Origin of the sequence: Haliea sp. E1-2-M8 (assembly GCF_030649675.1) — a bacterium.
Taxonomy (GTDB): Bacteria; Pseudomonadota; Gammaproteobacteria; order Pseudomonadales; family Halieaceae; genus Haliea.
In genome coordinates this window covers 101,837-118,943 of sequence record NZ_JAUTDR010000013.1, presented here as the reverse complement: position 1 = coordinate 118,943, position 17,107 = coordinate 101,837, and the positions used below count along the sequence as shown (strand labels likewise).

Annotated in this window: 10 protein-coding genes; 5 read left to right on the top strand and 5 right to left on the bottom strand. The window is 62.3% G+C overall.

All coding sequences use genetic code 11. The features are described from left to right. Positions 1 to 7: 7 nt before the first annotated feature. From Q6D67_RS12745 to Q6D67_RS12730, 4 genes are all read right to left on the bottom strand, one after another. Positions 8 to 628: a hypothetical protein gene (locus Q6D67_RS12745; protein WP_304706000.1), complete on the bottom strand. Its 621-nt coding sequence runs from the start codon at positions 626 to 628 to the stop codon at positions 8 to 10. A gap of 598 nt (positions 629 to 1,226) precedes the next feature. After that, the gene (locus Q6D67_RS12740) at positions 1,227 to 3,251 is read right to left on the bottom strand and encodes a S8 family peptidase (RefSeq protein WP_304705999.1); all 2,025 of its coding nucleotides are present in this window, start codon (positions 3,249 to 3,251) and stop codon (positions 1,227 to 1,229) included. Between the two features lies 1 nt (position 3,252). Continuing rightward, a complete protein-coding gene (locus tag Q6D67_RS12735) occupies positions 3,253 to 5,049 on the bottom strand; it encodes a bifunctional diguanylate cyclase/phosphodiesterase (protein WP_304705998.1) in 1,797 nt (598 codons plus the stop codon). 115 nt (positions 5,050 to 5,164) lie between these two features. Next, a complete protein-coding gene (locus Q6D67_RS12730) occupies positions 5,165 to 6,874 on the bottom strand; it encodes a bifunctional diguanylate cyclase/phosphodiesterase (RefSeq protein WP_304705997.1) in 1,710 nt (569 codons plus the stop codon). A 259-nt stretch (positions 6,875 to 7,133) separates the two neighbouring features. Between Q6D67_RS12730 and nadA the strand changes: the two genes are divergently transcribed. Further along, positions 7,134 to 8,207, top strand: coding sequence for a quinolinate synthase NadA (gene nadA / locus Q6D67_RS12725; RefSeq protein ID WP_304705996.1), 1,074 nt, complete (start codon positions 7,134 to 7,136; stop codon positions 8,205 to 8,207). Between the two features lie 111 nt (positions 8,208 to 8,318). On the opposite strand, the gene Q6D67_RS12720 is transcribed toward nadA, so the two are convergent. Then, complete coding sequence (locus tag Q6D67_RS12720; RefSeq protein WP_304705995.1) at positions 8,319 to 9,803, bottom strand: M48 family metalloprotease; 1,485 nt, start codon at positions 9,801 to 9,803, stop codon at positions 8,319 to 8,321. A gap of 194 nt (positions 9,804 to 9,997) precedes the next feature. Here Q6D67_RS12720 and Q6D67_RS12715 point away from each other — a divergent pair, with 194 nt between their 5' ends. The 4 genes from Q6D67_RS12715 to aceE all read left to right on the top strand — a co-directional run bounded on the left by Q6D67_RS12715 (position 9,998) and on the right by aceE (position 17,092). Continuing rightward, complete coding sequence (locus Q6D67_RS12715) at positions 9,998 to 10,231, top strand: sulfurtransferase TusA family protein (RefSeq protein ID WP_304705994.1); 234 nt, start codon at positions 9,998 to 10,000, stop codon at positions 10,229 to 10,231. A gap of 18 nt (positions 10,232 to 10,249) precedes the next feature. Next, positions 10,250 to 11,329: an AI-2E family transporter gene (locus Q6D67_RS12710; RefSeq protein ID WP_304705993.1), complete on the top strand. Its 1,080-nt coding sequence runs from the start codon at positions 10,250 to 10,252 to the stop codon at positions 11,327 to 11,329. Between the two features lie 3 nt (positions 11,330 to 11,332). Then, positions 11,333 to 14,191: an insulinase family protein gene (locus Q6D67_RS12705; RefSeq protein WP_304705992.1), complete on the top strand. Its 2,859-nt coding sequence runs from the start codon at positions 11,333 to 11,335 to the stop codon at positions 14,189 to 14,191. Between the two features lie 249 nt (positions 14,192 to 14,440). Beyond that, positions 14,441 to 17,092, top strand: a complete 2,652-nt coding sequence (gene aceE / locus Q6D67_RS12700) for a pyruvate dehydrogenase (acetyl-transferring), homodimeric type (protein WP_304705991.1) — start codon at positions 14,441 to 14,443, stop codon at positions 17,090 to 17,092. The last annotated feature ends 15 nt before the right edge of the window (positions 17,093 to 17,107 follow it).

Below are 17,107 nucleotides of genomic sequence, written 5' to 3'. Positions count from 1 at the left end.
TCGCTTTCTATCTGATTCCCCAGCGGTAGCCGGCCTGGTCAGCGATGTTGCGGATGCCCCAGCGGTAGCCGGCCTGGTCAGCGATGTTGCGGATGCCCCAGCGATAGCCCGCCTGGTCAGCAACGTTGCGGATGCCCCAGCGATAGCCGGCCTGGTCAGCGACGTTGCGGATGCCCCAGCGGTAGCCGGTTTGGTCAGCGACGCTGCGGATGCCCCAGCGATAGCCGGCCTGGTCGGCGATGTTGCGGATGCCCCAGCGGTAGCCGGTCTGGTCAGCGACGCTGCGGATGCCCCAGCGATAGCCGGCCTGGTCAGCGACGTTGCGGATGCCCCAGCGATAGCCGGTCTGGTCAGCGACGCTGCGGATGCCCCAACGGTAGCCGGCCTGGTCAGCGATGTTGCGGATGCCCCAGCGGTAGCCGGCTTGGTCAGCGATGTTGCGGATACCCCAGCGGTAGCCGGCCTGGTCAGCGACGTTGCGGATCCCCCAACGGTAGCCGGACTGGTCAGCGACATTGCGGATGCCCCAGCGATATCCAGCCTGTTGTACGTCACTAGAATACTCGTTGGAACTAACTAGGTGTTGAGAAAGGGCTTCTTGGGAGTGCTCCGTAGTTCGGTTACTCACCGACCACTTATAACCGGACTCGGTTGCGTCATTGGCTACCCATGATGAATCAGAGGCTTGCAGATGGGATTCCTCGCTTCCCCAGTGGTAGCCACCGTGGTTACGGTAAGACTGCTTGGATGCTAATGCCACCGAAACTGATGAGTGATCTACTGTTGAAGTAGAGCGAGATATAGGAGCACTTGCAGTCGCTACCTGCTCCGCGTGAGCGGCTCCATTGATCGATATTAATAGTAATGAAGCGGTGCCGATCATTGCCAGCCGAGATTTAACTTCTACGTTTTTCATTGAGTACCTCATTTTTTTTCGGCCACCAGGTGGCATCACATTCCTAAAGTCATCTCGTCCGTGAGAGGCTTATCACATCTTCTATCCGTGAAGCTTGACTCAGTTATAGGGAGCGGGGCGGTATCAATGAAGGGACGGCCATACCCTTTTTGGGGTAGACGGTGTGGCAGCGCACAGTCTCTCGGCGTGAGTTATGGTGGTGTGAAGGAAATGGGGTTGCGTAACTATCTGAAAGTTATGCAGAAAATAACTTGCCTTGGGGCGGCCCCGTGTGCTTGACCCAATTGGGGCAATGTCCGGGAGATGAATGCTACTCGACGGCGTGGGGCCTTGTTTGCGTGGATAGTGCTTCTATCAAATCTCGCTCGGAAAGGTAGATTTCCAGCCATTGAAATGGCAAGTCGGGCGCGGGATCGGCGGCGTGCTCGCGCTCAATGTGATCCTTCACCCCCCACTTTCGGTCGCTGCTTGAACCATCGGCGGAGGGTTCGCTGGCCAGCATGCGGTAGAGCCCGGGCAGGGTGGCGTTTCCTTCCTCATCTATTATTGCCGGGCCTTCAAAGTACTCTTCGCCAGCAATGTCCCGGCCCAGATTCAGGTCGCTGTTGCCACAACCGCGTTGTCCCAGCGTCACAGCCCTTACGGCGTTGACGGCCCCGCTGCCCTGCTGGAACGGGCTGTAAGCGAGCTTGCCGTCGCGGTTGATCGCCGGCTCGGCACTGCTCATGAGTTTGCACTTGACGTCGTCCGGGGTCAGGTCTGGCTCGAGTTGCAAGAGGAGCGCGGCAATGCCCGCCACCAATGCGCTGGCCTGGGATGTGCCGGTCATCACCAGTTCGCCGGTACTGATCATGTAATTCGGGTGCTTGCGGGTGAGGGTGCTGCCTGGCTTGACCAGGCCGGCGATATGCCCCCCCGGGGCCACGATGTCGGGTTTGATATGCCCACTGGGTGTCGGGCCGCGGGAAGAGAAGTCTGGAATGTAGTCATCGTCCCGGTCTGCAACAGTCCAGGAGTCAGTGTAGGCGCCCACGGTAATCAGGTAGGGCAGATTGCCGGGGGAGCCTATGGTCATCGGCTCTGGCCCCTCGTTGCCGGCTGCGGCAACGACGGTGATGCCGGCTGCCCAGGCCTTCATCAGGGCCTGGTCGATGGGGTCGAGATAGTAGGGCCAGCGCGGTCGTGCGGCGAATGACAGGTTCAGAACCCTGATGTCCAGCGCCTCGCGCTGCTCTACAATCCACTGGATGCCGCGGACGATGTCAAGGAAGTCACCTTGACCATCTTCGTCGAATGCTTTTACCGCCACCAGGTTCACATCCGGAGCGATCCCTTTCCAGGTCCCTGATGGGGCACCATTAGTGAGCACTTCCTCACTGTGCGCGACAACACTGGTCATGTGTGTGCCATGGCCGCTGGCATCTGCGACGGGCTCGCCGGCGATGTTGTCCATGGCGTCATAGCGCCCGACAATCCGTTTTTTGCCGTGGGTGTCCATGGTCAGCGCCGGGTGTTCCCAGAGGCCGGAATCGAGTACCGCGACCGTGACGCCGCGGCCGGTAATGCCGTGTCGATGGAGCTCGGACGCACCCGCAACGGTGGGGTAATAGGTATCGCCGGCGTAATCGGCGTAGCCGGGGATGAGTTCGCTAGTGCATTCATCGCCGAATTCCAGCTTCAGGCTGAAGTCTTTCTGCGCCCAGGCAAGTCGGCCATCGGGGCCGGCGAGGCCGCGGGAAAATCCGATATGCATGTGGGCAATGCCGGTGAGAGACGGCGTCTGCCCGGGCTCATATTCCAGCGTCAGGCTCCGCCGCCCCCCTGCGTCGGTTGTCTCGGAGCCGCGTGGCAGATCATTGGCGTCAAGGCGCAATTGAGAGAGGTCGCCGAGTGCATCGGGCCAACTGATCTCCAGCCGTGTCAGCTCCGCGGGGGTCTGGCCCTGGTTGAAGAGCGGCCAATGGATACCGTCTGCTCGCAGCGTCGCCTCCAGGGCGCCGCCAATGGTGCAGGCTGCCTTGTCGGGGGGTGGCAGGGGTTCGGACATGTCCATGGACAGGTCGTCGATCAGACGCAGGATCAGCGGCGAGTTGCGTATGTTTTCCAGCTGGGCGGGGGTGACCAGCGCCCCCACCGCGTCGATGATGGTCAGGTCGTGGCTGACGCTGCCGCCTGCATCTTCCACCAGCTGCCTGAGCGCGGCTGCGGAATTCCCCTGTAGCATGACGCGGAGGGACTCGGGTTGCTCCGGTTCGGCAGACACCGCTGCGCTGCACAGCATAGTGCAGAGGGCCAGCGGCAAACGCAGAAAGGGAAAGTTTGGCCGGGTGCGCAAGTCAGCTTCCTGAGGCAAGTTGCTCAGCGAAGTTCTGCCGCAGTAGGTTGGGTACTTCTTCGGGGTAAACGGGCATGGAGAGATAAAAGCCCTGCAGCAGGTCGCATTTCATATCCACCAGGTAGCGCATCTGCTCAAAGGTCTCGATGCCTTCGGCTATCACTCGCAGCTTGAGGGTTTTCGACAGCGCCAGGATGGCGTCGATGATCGCCGCGCCGTCGGGGCTGCCCAGGTCGGCGACAAAGCTCTGGTCAATCTTGAGCGTATCAATCGGGAAGCGCTTCAGATAGCTGAGCGATGAGTAGCCGGTGCCGAAGTCGTCTACCGCAAGGTCCAGTCCTATGGCCTTCAATTCCTGCAGCTTGACGATATTGGCCTCGGCGTCGGTCATGATGGCGCTCTCGGTCAGCTCCAGTTCCAGGCGGTGTGGCAGTATCTGGGACTTTTCGATAAAGCCGCGCACAAACTGCGACAGCCCGGTCTGGTTGAACTGCAGCGGGGATATGTTCACGCTCACCCGGAACTGGGGTAGCCCAAGGGAATCCCAGTACAGGCAATCCCTGGCGACCTGGGACATCACCCATTCACCGAGCTCGATGATCTGCCCGGTCCGCTCGGCCACGGGAATGAACTCGGAGGGGGACACCATGCCGCGCAGCGGATGCTTCCAGCGCACCAGCGCCTCCAGGCTGACCACATCGCCGGAGACCACTTCGATCTGGGGCTGGTAGCGCAGTTCCAGTTCTCCGTTCTGCATCCCGTGGCGCAGTTCCTCCTCCATCTTCAGCTGCTCGACAGCCTTGGCATTCATTTCTTCGTTGTAGAAGCGGAAGCAGGCGCGGCCTTCGGCCTTGGCCACGTACATGGCGGTATCGGCATTGCGGATCAGACTGTCTGGATCCTCTCCATCCATGGGGTAGATGGCAATGCCAATGCTGGGAGTCACTACCGGGTTATGTGATTGCAGGGCGATCGGCTGGGAGAGGCTGTCGAGAATGCGCCGGGCGATAGTCTCGACATGCGCGGTATCCGGCACATCGGAGAGGACCACGGTAAACTCGTCGCCGCCGAGGCGGGCAATCTCGGTGCTGCCATCCTGGTCCTCGGCGTCATCGTCGCCGAAGAAGTTGATGGCATCGTCCTCGCGCAGCTCCAGGGTCAGGCGCTTGGCAATCTCCACCAGCAGGCGGTCGCCGCGGCCATGGCCGATGGAGTCGTTGATGCGCTTGAAATGGTCGAGGTCGATGAACATCAGTGCTGCGAAGGAATTGCGGCGCTGGCTGCGCTTCAGGATGCGCACCAATTGCTCGTTGAAGCTGCGCCGGTTGGGCAGGTTGGTCAGCGGGTCGTAATAGGCGAGGTAGCGCAGACGATCTTCCTGGCGCTTCAGGGAGTTGAAGGCCTGGCTGGCCCGCAGCATGTAATGGACGTCCCGTCCCAAAAGTGACCAGTTGACTGGCTTGGTCTTGTACTGGGTGGCGCCGGCGTCAAAACCCTGGTCGATGGATTCGCGGTCATCCGAGCCGGTGACGATCATGATGGGGATGGACTCGCCCTGAGGCATCTCGCGGATGCGCCGACAGACTTCCAGGCCCGACATGCCGGGCATTTCCACATCGAGGAATACCAAATCAGGGCGCTCGCGCACGAACATGTCCAGTGCCTCGTGGCCATTGCTGGCCTCGATCACGATCATGTCTTCCGCTTCCAGACACTGTCGGGTCAGCATGCGCACAATCTGGTCGTCATCGCTGACCAGTATCTTGGCGCGCATTGGGGGTGGATTTGTGTGGGGCATCAGGGAGCCATGCGAAGGTGCGAAAATTTATGTTTACAGGCTACCATCACCGGGATCGGTCGCCTAGTGCCAGCCCCGTCATGGGCGTCCTGCCCGGGCGCCATGCCGCCCTGGTTCAGGATAGGATGCGCTCACGGATCTTGAAGCGCTGCTCCTGAACGAAGCGGGGTAGCTGCTGCAGCGGAATCGCCGGGCTGTAGTAGAAGCCCTGCACCTGCTGGCAGCCCTGGTTACGCAGGAACTCTATCTGTTCGTGATTTTCGGCGCCCTCGGCCACTACCTCAATGTCCAGACGCCTGGCCATTTCGATGATCAGGCTACACACGGCCGCCTGCTGGGGATGGTGGGGCAGATCGCGGACAAAAGCTGCGTCTATTTTCAGCGCGGTGATCGGCAATTCGGTCAGGTGGGTGAGCTGGGAAAAACCGGTGCCAAAATCATCCAGGGAAAAGCGGATACCCAGCAGGCGCAGCTCATCCATACGGACCTTGATGGCTCCCGGTTGCTTCAGGATGGTGGTTTCCGTCAGCTCAAACTCCAGCCGGCGCGGGTTCGCGCCAGTGCGCTGCAAAGTGTCTTTCACCGCGGTCACAAACCGGTCGTCCTGAATCTGGGAGAAGGAAATATTGACCGCAACCACCACGTCTCCGAGGCGCTGCTCGGCCAGCCAGTTGAGGGCGCAGCAGGCATGCTGGATGACCTGGTGACCGATACTTTTCATCAGCCCCATGTCCTCGCACTCGGCAATGAATTCGCCGGGGCAGATCAACCCGCGATCGGGATGGTTCCAGCGCAGCAGAGCTTCCAGTCCTGCGAGCTGGCCGGTCTCAAGGGCGATGCGCGGCTGGTAATGCAGCTCGAACTGGTTTCTGCGCGCGGCACCCCGCAGCTCGGCTGCCAGCGTATTGATGCCGGCCATGTCAAACTGCAGGCGGTCGCTGTAGGGAATAAATTTGCAGCCCAGGATGGACTTGGCCTGTTGCATCGCGCTGCGCGCCTGCTCCACCAGTTCACTGAAGTCGGCGGCATCATCGGGATACAGGGCGCCGCCGATACTGGCGTCGACCTGGACATGTTGTTCATCGAGACTGAGTGGAGCGGCGATAGCCTGCAGCATTTTCTCCGCAATCCGCGCCATGTCGCCGGCGGAGTTGACGTCCTCCAGCACAACCCCGAATTCGTCTCCACCGAGCCGGGCAATGCTGTCGCTGCTGCGCAACTTGCTGACCATGCGCTGGCACAGGCTGCGGATCAGGAGGTCGCCGTTGAGTTCCCCGAAGTGGTCGTTGATGTTGGTGAACTGATCGATGTTGATATAGAGCAGGGCAGTCTTGAAATTGTAGCGTTGGGAGCGTTGCATGGCGCGCTCCAGATGGGCGCGAAAACCCACCCGGTTCAGGGCGCCGGTGAGGACGTCCCGGTTCGACAGCTCGTGAATGGTGGTCCGCGCCTGTTTCAGTTCGATGCTGTAGTCCAGGATTCGGTGCACCAGGGCGTCTTGCAGCTGGCCCCGGACCAGGTGGTCCTGGGCGCCGCTTGCACGCAGCTGCGCCGCCGCGGCGCTGCCCGGTGCCTCGTCCAGCAGCAGGATCATGGGCAGCGAAGGGGCGTTTTTCTGGGCCAGGCGCAGCAGGTAATCGGTTTCCGGTCCAGCAGCCATGATAACGGCATCGACAGCGGGGTTCAGCAGCGCCTCAAGTGGCCGTTCAGGCCCATCACTGCTGACCAGCCGAAAGCGTGAAGGCACAGCGCGGCCGAGGCAATCCGACAAGACCAGATGATCGGTTTTGTTGGCGGAAATCACCAGTACGGTACGCAGTTCCACAAGTGCCCCGGAGTGTGTCTTGGCAGATTCTGTCTCATTGTCTCCCAGCCAAGAGGCGGGACACAATATTATTCTATAAATAACATGAACTTATACGCTGTATTTCAATGAACTTCTAGTGGTTTTTGGGTAAATGTACCGCTTGCATGTCCAGCGAGACCCTGGCGCGCGGTGCGGGCTGTTCAGCAGCGGCAGGGGAGCGCGTGGCAAAATGCAATCTGTGGTAAAATTAGCAGCCGTTTTTCTTGATCGCCGCACTATGAGCATTGCCTCCGACAAACTGGAAACCATCCGTCGACAAGTCCAGGTCCACCTCGACAACGCCGAACACCACAAGCTGAGCCCGGCCCAGGAGCAGGAGCTCAAGGATCGTATTGCCGCCCGCCTGAGGGCGGAAAATGCGGTAATTGTGGCGCACTACTACACTGCGCCTGGCATTCAGGCGCTGGCGGAGGAGACCGGGGGCTGTGTTTCGGATTCCCTGGAGATGGCCCGCTTTGGCCGCGATCACCCGGCGACCACACTGGTAGTGGCGGGAGTCCGGTTCATGGGCGAAACCGCCAAAATCCTGACTCCGGGGAAGCGGGTACTGATGCCGACCCTGGAGGCCACCTGTTCCCTGGACCTGGGCTGCCCGATCGAGGAGTTCTCGGCTTTTTGCGATGAGCACCCGGACCGCGAGGTAGTGGTTTACGCCAACACCTCCGCCGCGGTGAAGGCGCGGGCGGACTGGGTGGTGACGTCCAGTATCGCCCTCGACGTGGCGGAGCATCTGGCGGCCCAGGGCAAGAAAATCATCTGGGCGCCGGACCGGCACCTCGGCGACTATGTGCGTCGGCAGACCGGCGCCGATATCCTGATGTGGGATGGCGCCTGTATCGTTCACGAGGAGTTCAAGGCGCGGGGCATTGCGGATCTGAAGCAGGTCTACCCCGACGCCGCAGTACTGGTGCATCCGGAATCTCCGGCCGCGGTGGTGGACATCGCGGACCGGGTGGGTTCGACCACGCAGATCATTCGCGCCGCGCAGGAACTGCCCAACAAGCGTTTTATCGTCGCCACCGACCAGGGCATTTTTTACAAGCTGCAGCAGCAGGCGCCGGACAAGGAGTTCATCATCGCCCCGACGGCTGGCAATGGCGCGACCTGCCGCAGCTGTGCCAACTGCCCGTGGATGGCGATGAACGAGCTGGAGTCCCTGGCCCAGGTATTTGACCGCACTGACAACGAGGTTTTTGTCGACCGCGAAATCGGTGAGCAGGCGATGATTCCGCTGCGACGGATGCTGGATTTTGCCGCCAGCCTGAACAAGGGCGTGATCGGCAACGCGTAGTGGGGGCGCCGAGCCCGGGGGCGCCCAGCCGGGGGCGCCCAGCCGGGGGCGCCCAGCCGGGGGGCGTAGCCGGCCGCTCCTGGGCGGCCCTTCCTTGCCGGCCGCTCCTTATCAGATATCCATGCGCTCGCGCAAGGTGGCGACGTCGCGCAAGCGTTCGTTGATCCGTGCGGCGGCCACGTGGTCGCTGCCCACCAGTTTCATGGCGTAGTTGAGCTGCCGCTCCGCTTCCCCCATGTTGCCGGTGAGGATGAAGTATTCGGCGCGCGATTGGTGCAGTCCGACAATATTCCCGGACAGGCCCTGTACCTCGGCCAGCAGGTACCACAGGCCGGGATCATCGGGCCGATTCTTGCTCTGATCGACCAGTACTTCCTCCGCCAGATGGGGTTTGCGGCCCTGCATCAGCGCGGTGGCATAGGCCATGGTCAGCGGGTGGTTGCCCGGGGTCAGTTTGAGCTCCGCAGCGAGTGCCGCCGCAGCTTTGTCTGGCTCGCCCCGGGTCATCAGGATGTTCGCATTGGCCAGCTTGTACTCCAGCCGGTCCGGGCTCTGTGACCAAATGCTGTCCAGCTCCAGCGCGGCCTGATCAACGCGACCGGCGTCGGTGAGGGCAAGTACCAGGCCGTAAGTGGACGCCTCCCGCGAGCGGGTGGTGCCGTCCAGTTCGCCGCGAAACTTCTGGATCGCCTCCTCTGGGGTCGTGGCCAAGTGATTGATCACGCGGGCGCGCATGAGCTGGTATTGGGTGTCGTCACGCAGGGGTGGCCGCGAGTACTGGCGGGCCCGGTTGCGGGTATCGGCGATGCGGTTCTCGGAAAGCGGGTGGGTGCGCAGGAATTCGGGGATACGACTGCCGCTGGCATAGCGCGAGGCCTGCATCATCCGTTCGAACATGGAAGCCGCGGCATGGGGGTCCAGCCCGGCCGCTACCACGGTCTGCATCCCGACCCGGTCGGCCTCTGCCTCGTTGCTGCGGCTGTAGCGCAGGGCGGAGTCCTGGGCAGCGGCCTGGGCAGCGGACAGCGCCGCCATTCCCGCGTCACCGCCGGCGGTGGCCAGCAGCACAAAGCCGGCCAGCATGGCGGCCAGATTCAGGGGTTGCTGATTGCGCTGGAATTCCACCCGGCGCGAGAAGTGGCGCTGGCTCAGGTGGGCGAGTTCATGGGCCAGTACCGTGGCCAGCTCGTCTTCCGTCTGGGCGTAGACCAGCAGCCCGTTGTGGACCCCGACCACCCCGCCCGGCACGGCAAAGGCATTGATGTCGGGGCTGTCCACGACGACCAGATCGATACGGCGGTCTTCCAACTGGCTGTGGGTGACCAGACGGTAAACCAGGTCTTCCAGGTAGTCGAACAGCAGCGGATCATCGACAGTCGGCGCCTGGTTGCGGAAAATACGCAACCAGGTGCGGCCAAGCTGGTATTCGTACTCCGCCGAGAACAGGCTGGTGCTGGACTCGCCGAGATTTGGCAGCTTCAAGCCTTCGGTCGCGCGCAGGTCTCCGCTCGGTAGCAGCAACGCCAGCAGGAGTGCCAGCAGGGGTGCCGGTCTGGTGACGGGCAGCCGGGCGCGCTTGGGGAAATGAAAGGTCATGCCAGGAGAGTTCACCGCGGATTGGTGCCGGCGCAAGCCGGCAGATGTGCACATTGTACGCCAGCGCCCGGTGATCAGCCCAGCATTGACGCTGTGAATGGGATGGCGGCGGAGTGGAAAAGTTCAATCCTGTTTGGGGTGCCGGCGGTGAATGGATATACTCGGGCGCCTCAAAGGCAGGGGGACACAGGCGGATGACAGCGGAAGTGGCAGTGGAGGTGGATGCCTGCGGCCTGCAATGCCCCATGCCCTTGTTGCATGCCAAGCGGGCCCTGAACCGGATGCAGTCCGGAGAGTGTCTGCGGGTATTGGCAACCGACCAGGGCTCGGTGCGGGATTTCCGGGTGTTTGCGGAACAGTCAGGGCATACTCTGCTGGCATCGGAAGAGCGCGCGGGTGTGTACATTCACCTGTTGCAGAAGTCGTAACGGTCCGGAATAGAATTCATGCTGGATATCTTCAACAAATGGTACAGGCGCTACCTCTTCGAGGAAGAGTCGGTACTGTTGCTGGTGCTACTGGTTGTCGCGGTGCTGCTGCTGGTGACGATCGGCGATATTCTCGCGCCGATACTGGCGTCCATTGTGTTGGCCTATCTGATGCAGGGCCTCGCGGGCCGCTTGCAAGCCTCCGGTCTGCCGCCCTGGGTGGGGGTAGCGGTTGCCTATATCCTGTTTATCAGCATTTTCTTCGGCGTGACCCTGGGGCTGCTGCCGCTGGTATGGCGTCAGCTCGTGTCCCTGGCGACAGAAGCGCCGCGGATGCTGGAGCAGGGCCGGCAATTGCTGGCAGTGCTGCCCGCGCGCTACCCGGAGGTCTTCAGCCAGCAGCAGATCAACCAGATGGTCACCCTCGCCCAGGCGGAAATGGGCGGCATGGGCCAGAAACTGGTGGCCCGCTCGCTGTCGACCATTCCCAGTATTCTCACCGTCCTTGTCTACATGATCCTGATCCCGATTCTGGTATTTTTCTTCCTCAAGGACCGGCAGGTGATCCTGGCCTGGCTGGGTACTTTCCTGCCCACCGAGCGTCCCCTGCTGCGGCGTATCTGGGCGGAGATGGATGTTCAGGTCGCGAACTACGCCCGCGGCAAGGTGCTGGAAATCCTGATAGTGGGCTCGGTCAGCTATGTGAGTTTCGTTCTCCTGGAGCTGAACTATGCGGCCCTGCTGGCCCTGTTGGTGGGGCTGTCGGTGATTATTCCGTACCTGGGCGCGGCGCTGGTTACGTTTCCGGTGCTGCTGGTGGGGTATTTCCAGTGGGGCTTCGTCAGTGAATTTTATTACCTCGCGCTTGTCTATTTCGTGATCCAGGCACTGGACGGGAATTTTCTGGTCCCGCTATTGTTTTCCGAGGCAGTGAACCTGCACCCGGTAGCGATTATCCTGGCGGTGCTGTTTTTCGGCGGCATCTGGGGTTTGTGGGGGGTGTTTTTTGCGATCCCGCTCGCCACCCTGATCAAGGCGGTTATCAATGCCTGGCCCAAACCTGTGGAAGGGGCCGGCGACAACACGATTCTGGAGTAAGGCATGCAAGCAACATTTTTCGGCCAGTGGATGCGACCGCTGGTCGGCAGCTTTGTGCTGCTGTTTCTGGTGGCCTGTGCCACCCTGCCCGGTGCCGGCATCCAGCCGGTGCAAAGCCCGAACGACGATTATGCCTACCGCTACCTGACGCTCGACAACGAGTTGCAGGTGCTGCTGATATCTGACCCCGAGGCGCCCAAGGCCGCCGCCGCGCTGGATGTCCTGGTCGGCAGCGGCGACAACCCGCCCGGCCGCGAAGGGCTGGCACACTTTCTCGAACACATGTTGTTCCTCGGCACCGACAAATATCCGGAAGCGGGGGACTACCAGCAGTACATCGCCGAGCACGGTGGCAGCCACAACGCCTATACCAGCTTCGAGAACACCAATTACTTCTTTGATATCCAGGCTCCGTACCTTGAGGACGCGCTGGACCGGTTCGCCCGTTTCTTTATCGCGCCGCGCTTTGACGAAGCCTACGTTGAGCGCGAGATGAACGCAGTGGAGGCCGAGTTCCAGATGGGTCTGCGCAGCGACCCGCGCCGCGGCCTGGACGTGCTGCAGACAGTAATGAACCCCGAGCACCCCTTCAGCCAGTTCACTGTCGGTAGCCTGGAAACCCTGGCGGACCGGCCCGAAGCGAGGATCCGCGACGATTTGCTCCGGTTCTATGAGCAGCACTACTCCGCCAACAAGATGCGGCTGGTGGTGTTTGGGGCCGAGTCCCTGGACGAGCTGGAAGCGATGGTGGTGCCCAGGTTCGCGCCCGTACCGGATCGCGACAAAGTGACTGAGGAGATTGCCGCGCCCCTGTTCGCCCCTGACGCCCTGCCGATGCAGGTACAGGTGCAGCCCCAGGCGACCCTGCGCCAGCTGGAAATCTCGTTTCCGGTGCCCGACTATCGCAGTGCCTACCGCAGCAATCCGCTCGGCTACCTGGGCAATCTGGTCGGCCACGAGGGTGCAGGTAGCCTGCTGGCCCGGCTCAAGGAGGAGGGGCTGGCGGAGAGCCTGGGCGCCGGCTCCGGCCTCGGCTGGCGTGGCGGCGCCCTGTTCAGCGTCAGCATTGGCCTGACTGAGGAAGGGGTGGCGCGGCAGGACCGCGTGCTGCAACTGCTGTTCGCCTATCTGGACATGCTGCGGCAGGAGGGGCCCCAGCAATGGCTCTACGAGGAACAGTCGCAGCTGGCGGAGCTGCAGTTCCGGTTCCGCGAGAAAGCCAACCCGGTCAACTATGCCAGCGCCCTGGCCAGTGGCATGCACCATTACGCACCGCAGGACATTCTTCGGGGCGGGAGCCTGATGACGGACTACGATCCCGGGATGCTGGCGGAACTGCTGTCGCTGCTGGTGCCCGACAATGCCCTGGTGACCCTCAGCCACCAGTCGGCGGAGGTCGACCGCGAGTCGCCTTTCTACGCTGTGCCCTACAGCGCCGAAACCGTGTCTGCCGAGCAGCTGCAGCGCTGGACCGCGCCGGTGGAGGATGTCGGTCTCGCCCTGCCACCCCCCAACACGTTCATTGCCGAAGACGTGACTCTGGTGTTGCCAGACCCGGTTGCCAACGCGCCGACCAAAGTGCTGACTGCTACCCGACAGTCGGTCTGGTTCGCACAGGATACGGAATTCCGGGTGCCGCGTGGCGCGCTGTACATCAATTTTCGTTCGCCCGAGGTGGGGGAGAGTGCGGCGCAGGCCGCCGCGGGGGTGCTTTACACCGCGCTGTTGAAGGATGCCGTCAATGAGTTCACCTACCCGGCAGTGCTGGCGGGGCTCAATTTCGATGTCTACAAGCATGCCCAGGGGATCAGCCTGCGGGTCAGCGGCTACGATGACAAGCAGCTGCTATTGCTGGACCGGTTGCTGGATGTGGTGGAGGCATCGTCGTTCGGTGAGCAGCGCTTCGACAATATCCGCGCGGACATGGTTCGCAGTCTGGAGAACAGCGTGGCGAAGCGCCCCAGCAGCCAGGTCATGGATGACCTGCGCGAGGCGCTGCTGCACGGCGAGTGGGGCGAGCAGGCGCTGATCGAGGCGCTGCAGGCGATGACGCCGGGCGAGTTGAGCGGCTGGGTAGAGGCTTTCTGGGCCGAGGCGACGGCAGAGACCATGCTCTACGGCAACTACGATGCCACTATTGTCCCGCAATTGGCGGACCGAGTCGGGGAACTGTTGGCGGGCAGCGAGCCGCCGCCCCTGCCACCCCTGCGGGTGACCCGGGTCGCCCCGGGCGAACACCTGCAATATCCGGTTGAAGTGGATCACGATGACGCTGTTGTGGGCTGGTACCTGCAGGGCCGCGGCCGCAGCTGGCACGATCGAGGGGCAACCACCTTGACCGCGCACATCATCAAGACCGGCTTTTTCCAACAGTTGCGCACCGAGCAACAGCTGGGCTACGTGGTCAGCGCATTCTCCTGGCCGCAACTGGACGTGCCCGGCCTGGTGCTGTTGATCCAGTCGCCCAATGCCTCGGCGCCCGAGGTTACCGGTGCGATCGACAGCTATATGGACAGCGTGGCGGGTTCGCTGGACGAGGAGCAGTTCCTGCGCTACCGCAACTCGCTGGTGGCTGAGATCCAGCGCCCCGACAAGAACCTGTGGGAGCGGGCGGAGTTCTACTGGCAGTCCATTGCCAAAAAGGAGTTTGCCTTTGACGGCCGCGAGCAACTGGCGGATGCAGTCAGTGCCCTGACGCTGGCAGACTGGAGCGACTACTTCAGCGACGTGTTCCGCGCGCAGCGCCGCTCGCTGCTGGTGGTAGCGCCGGGCAACGCACAGGCTCTGCCGCAGGGCTATGGCGCGGCAGTGGAATCCGCGGCCGCGCTCAAGGCCCGCCAGGAATTCTACACGGTCGATTAGGGGTTGCGCCGGGGTCTGGTTCGAGCCGCGTGATGACTAGTCGGTTCCATAAAGGAACTATCTATTTGTCACGCGGCTTTTCTTCGTGTACCTTGCTTCTGCCGATAGCGTCGAAGCCGCCCTTTGCGGGTGGGAACCCGAGGCAGAGTCTATACTGTCGGCAGCGGGGGCACCGCTAATAGGTTTCATTTTGGGACTATCAATCGACCCCCCTCCCAGCTTAAACCTCTCGTCAGGAGCGATTGCCGCATGACCGAAGACAAGGACCCGATTGAAACCCGGGAGTGGATGGAAGCACTCGATGCGGTGAGCAAATACAGCGGCCCCGAGCGCGCCGCGGAGCTGCTGCTTGAGCTCGCCAAGCACGCCACGGAGACCGGCGTGCGACTGCCCACCGCCATTACCACGCCGTTCCGCAACACCATCGCTCCCGAAGACCAGAAAATGATGCCCGGGGACCTGTTCATGGAGCGGCGGATCCGCTCGCTGGTGCGCTGGAACGCGCTGGCCATGGTCATGCGCGCCAACGACAACGACGAGGCGTTGGGTGGCCACATTTCCAGCTTCTCCTCCAGCGCGACCTTGTACGATGTTGGCTTCAACTACTTCTTCCGCGGCACGGACGGCGAACACCCGGGGGACCTGGTGTTCTATCAGGGTCACAGCGCGCCGGGCATGTATGCCCGCTCCTACCTGGAGGGGCGCCTGAGCGAAGAGCAGCTGGACAATTTCCGCCGCGAAGTGGACGGCAACGGCCTCTCCTCCTACCCGCACCCCTGGCTGATGCCCGACTACTGGCAGTTCCCGACGGTGTCCATGGGGCTGGGGCCGATCCAGGCCATCTACCAGGCCCACGTCATGAAGTACCAGCAGAGCCGCGGCTTGCTGGAGCATGGCGATCGCAATGTCTGGTGTTTCCTCGGGGACGGCGAAACGGATGAGCCCGAATCCCTGGGGGCGATCTCCATGGCCGGGCGCGAGCGCCTGGGCAACCTGATCTTCGTGGTCAACTGCAATCTGCAGCGGCTGGATGGGCCGGTGCGTGGCAACGGCAAGATTATCCAGGAACTCGAGGGTGTATTCCGCGGTGCCGGCTGGGACGTGCTCAAGGTCATCTGGGGTCGCAAGTGGGACCCGCTGCTGGAGAGAGACGACACCGGCCTGCTGCAGCAGCGCATGGACGAGGTCTGTGATGGCGAGCTGCAGAACTACAAGTACAACGGCGGCGCCTATACCCGCGAGCATTTCTTCGGCAAGTACCCGGAGCTGCTGGATCTGGTCAGCGACCTGTCCGACGATGACATCATGTACCTGAACCGCGGTGGCCACGACCCCTACAAGGTGTACGCGGCCTACGCCCAGGCGGTAGCCCAGCACGAGCGACCCACGGTGATCCTGGCGATGACGGTGAAGGGCTACGGGACCGGCGAGGCGGGGGAGGCGAACAACGAGACCCATTCGCTGAAAAAACTCGATCTGGACAGCCTCAAGGCCTTCCGCGACCGCTTTGCCATTCCCATCTCGGACTCCGAGCTGAAAGACGTGCCCTATTATCGTCCGGCACCGGACAGCCCGGAGATGCGCTATATGACGCAGCGCCGGGAGGAGCTGGGCGGTCTAATCCCGGCCCGGCGCAGGGACATGGAGCTGCTGGAGGCACCGTCACTGGCGGCCTTCGACAATCAGCTCAAGGGCAGCGGCAAGCGGGAAATCTCGACCACCATGGCCTTCGTGCGCATGCTGTCCACCCTGGTCAAGGACAAGCAGATCGGTGAGCGCGTGGTGCCCATCGTGCCGGATGAGGCGCGCACCTTCGGCATGGAAGGCATGTTCCGCCAGCTCGGAATCTACTCCTCCGTGGGTCAGCGCTACACGCCTCAGGATGCGGGCCAGATCATGTTCTACAAGGAGGACCAGAAGGGCCAGATACTGGAGGAAGGCATCAACGAGGCCGGCGCCTTCTCGGCCTGGCTCGCCGCGGCGACCTCCTACAGCACCAGTGGCTATTCCATGGTGCCGTTCTACATCTTCTACTCCATGTTCGGCTTCCAGCGCATTGGCGACCTGGCCTGGGCGGCCGGTGACAGCCAGGCGCGCGGTTTCCTGATCGGCGCCACCGCCGGCCGCACCACCCTGAACGGCGAGGGCCTGCAACACCAGGATGGCCACAGCCACCTGCTGGCCAGCACTATTCCCAATTGCGTCAGCTACGACCCGGCCTACGCCTATGAGCTGGCGGTGATCATCCAGGATGGCCTGCGGCGCATGTATCTGGAGGGTGAGAACAAGTTCTATTACATCACCACCATGAACGAGAACTACGTGCAGCCGGAGATGCCGCAGGGGGTGGAAGAAGGCATCGTCCGGGGCATGTACCAGCTGAAACGCTCCAGCCGCAAGAAAGGGCCGCGGGTCCAGCTGATGGGCGCGGGCACGATCCTGCGGGAAGTCGAGGCCGCGGCCGCAATGCTGGAGCAGGACTACGGCGTGGCCGCGGATATCTGGAGCCTGACCAGCATCAACGAGCTGCAGCGAGAGGGCAAGGCGGCGGCGCGCTGGAACCTGTTGCATCCGGGGGAAAAGCCCCGGGCAGCCTGGCTGACTGCTCAGCTCGAGGGTCACGATGGCCCTGTGGTGGTAGCCACGGATTACATGAAGGCCCATGCCGAGCAGCTGCGCCAGTTTATCCCGCGCCCGTTCATGGTACTTGGCACCGACGGCTACGGCCGCAGTGACACCCGCGAGCGGCTGCGCCGCTTCTTTGAGGTGAGCCGCGAGTATGTGGTGCTGGCTGCGCTCAGGGCGCTGGCCGATGAGGGCGCAGTGAAACCTGCTGTGGTAGTCGACGCGATGCAGGCTCTCGGAATTTCCCCCGACAAGATCGACCCGCTGACGGTATAACGGTACAGGATACGA

What these genes read in the sequence shown, in the direction of transcription:
- Q6D67_RS12715 (WP_304705994.1), top strand. Translation starts at nt 9,998, where the DNA reads ATGACAGCGGAAGTGGCAGTGGAGGTGGATGCCTGCGGCCTGCAATGC.
- Q6D67_RS12710 (WP_304705993.1), top strand. Translation starts at nt 10,250, where the DNA reads ATGCTGGATATCTTCAACAAATGGTACAGGCGCTACCTCTTCGAGGAA.
- Q6D67_RS12720 (WP_304705995.1), bottom strand. Translation starts at nt 9,803, where the DNA reads ATGACCTTTCATTTCCCCAAGCGCGCCCGGCTGCCCGTCACCAGACCG.
- Q6D67_RS12705 (WP_304705992.1), top strand. Translation starts at nt 11,333, where the DNA reads ATGCAAGCAACATTTTTCGGCCAGTGGATGCGACCGCTGGTCGGCAGC.
- aceE (WP_304705991.1), top strand. Translation starts at nt 14,441, where the DNA reads ATGACCGAAGACAAGGACCCGATTGAAACCCGGGAGTGGATGGAAGCA.
- Q6D67_RS12735 (WP_304705998.1), bottom strand. Translation starts at nt 5,049, where the DNA reads ATGCCCCACACAAATCCACCCCCAATGCGCGCCAAGATACTGGTCAGC.
- nadA (WP_304705996.1), top strand. Translation starts at nt 7,134, where the DNA reads ATGAGCATTGCCTCCGACAAACTGGAAACCATCCGTCGACAAGTCCAG.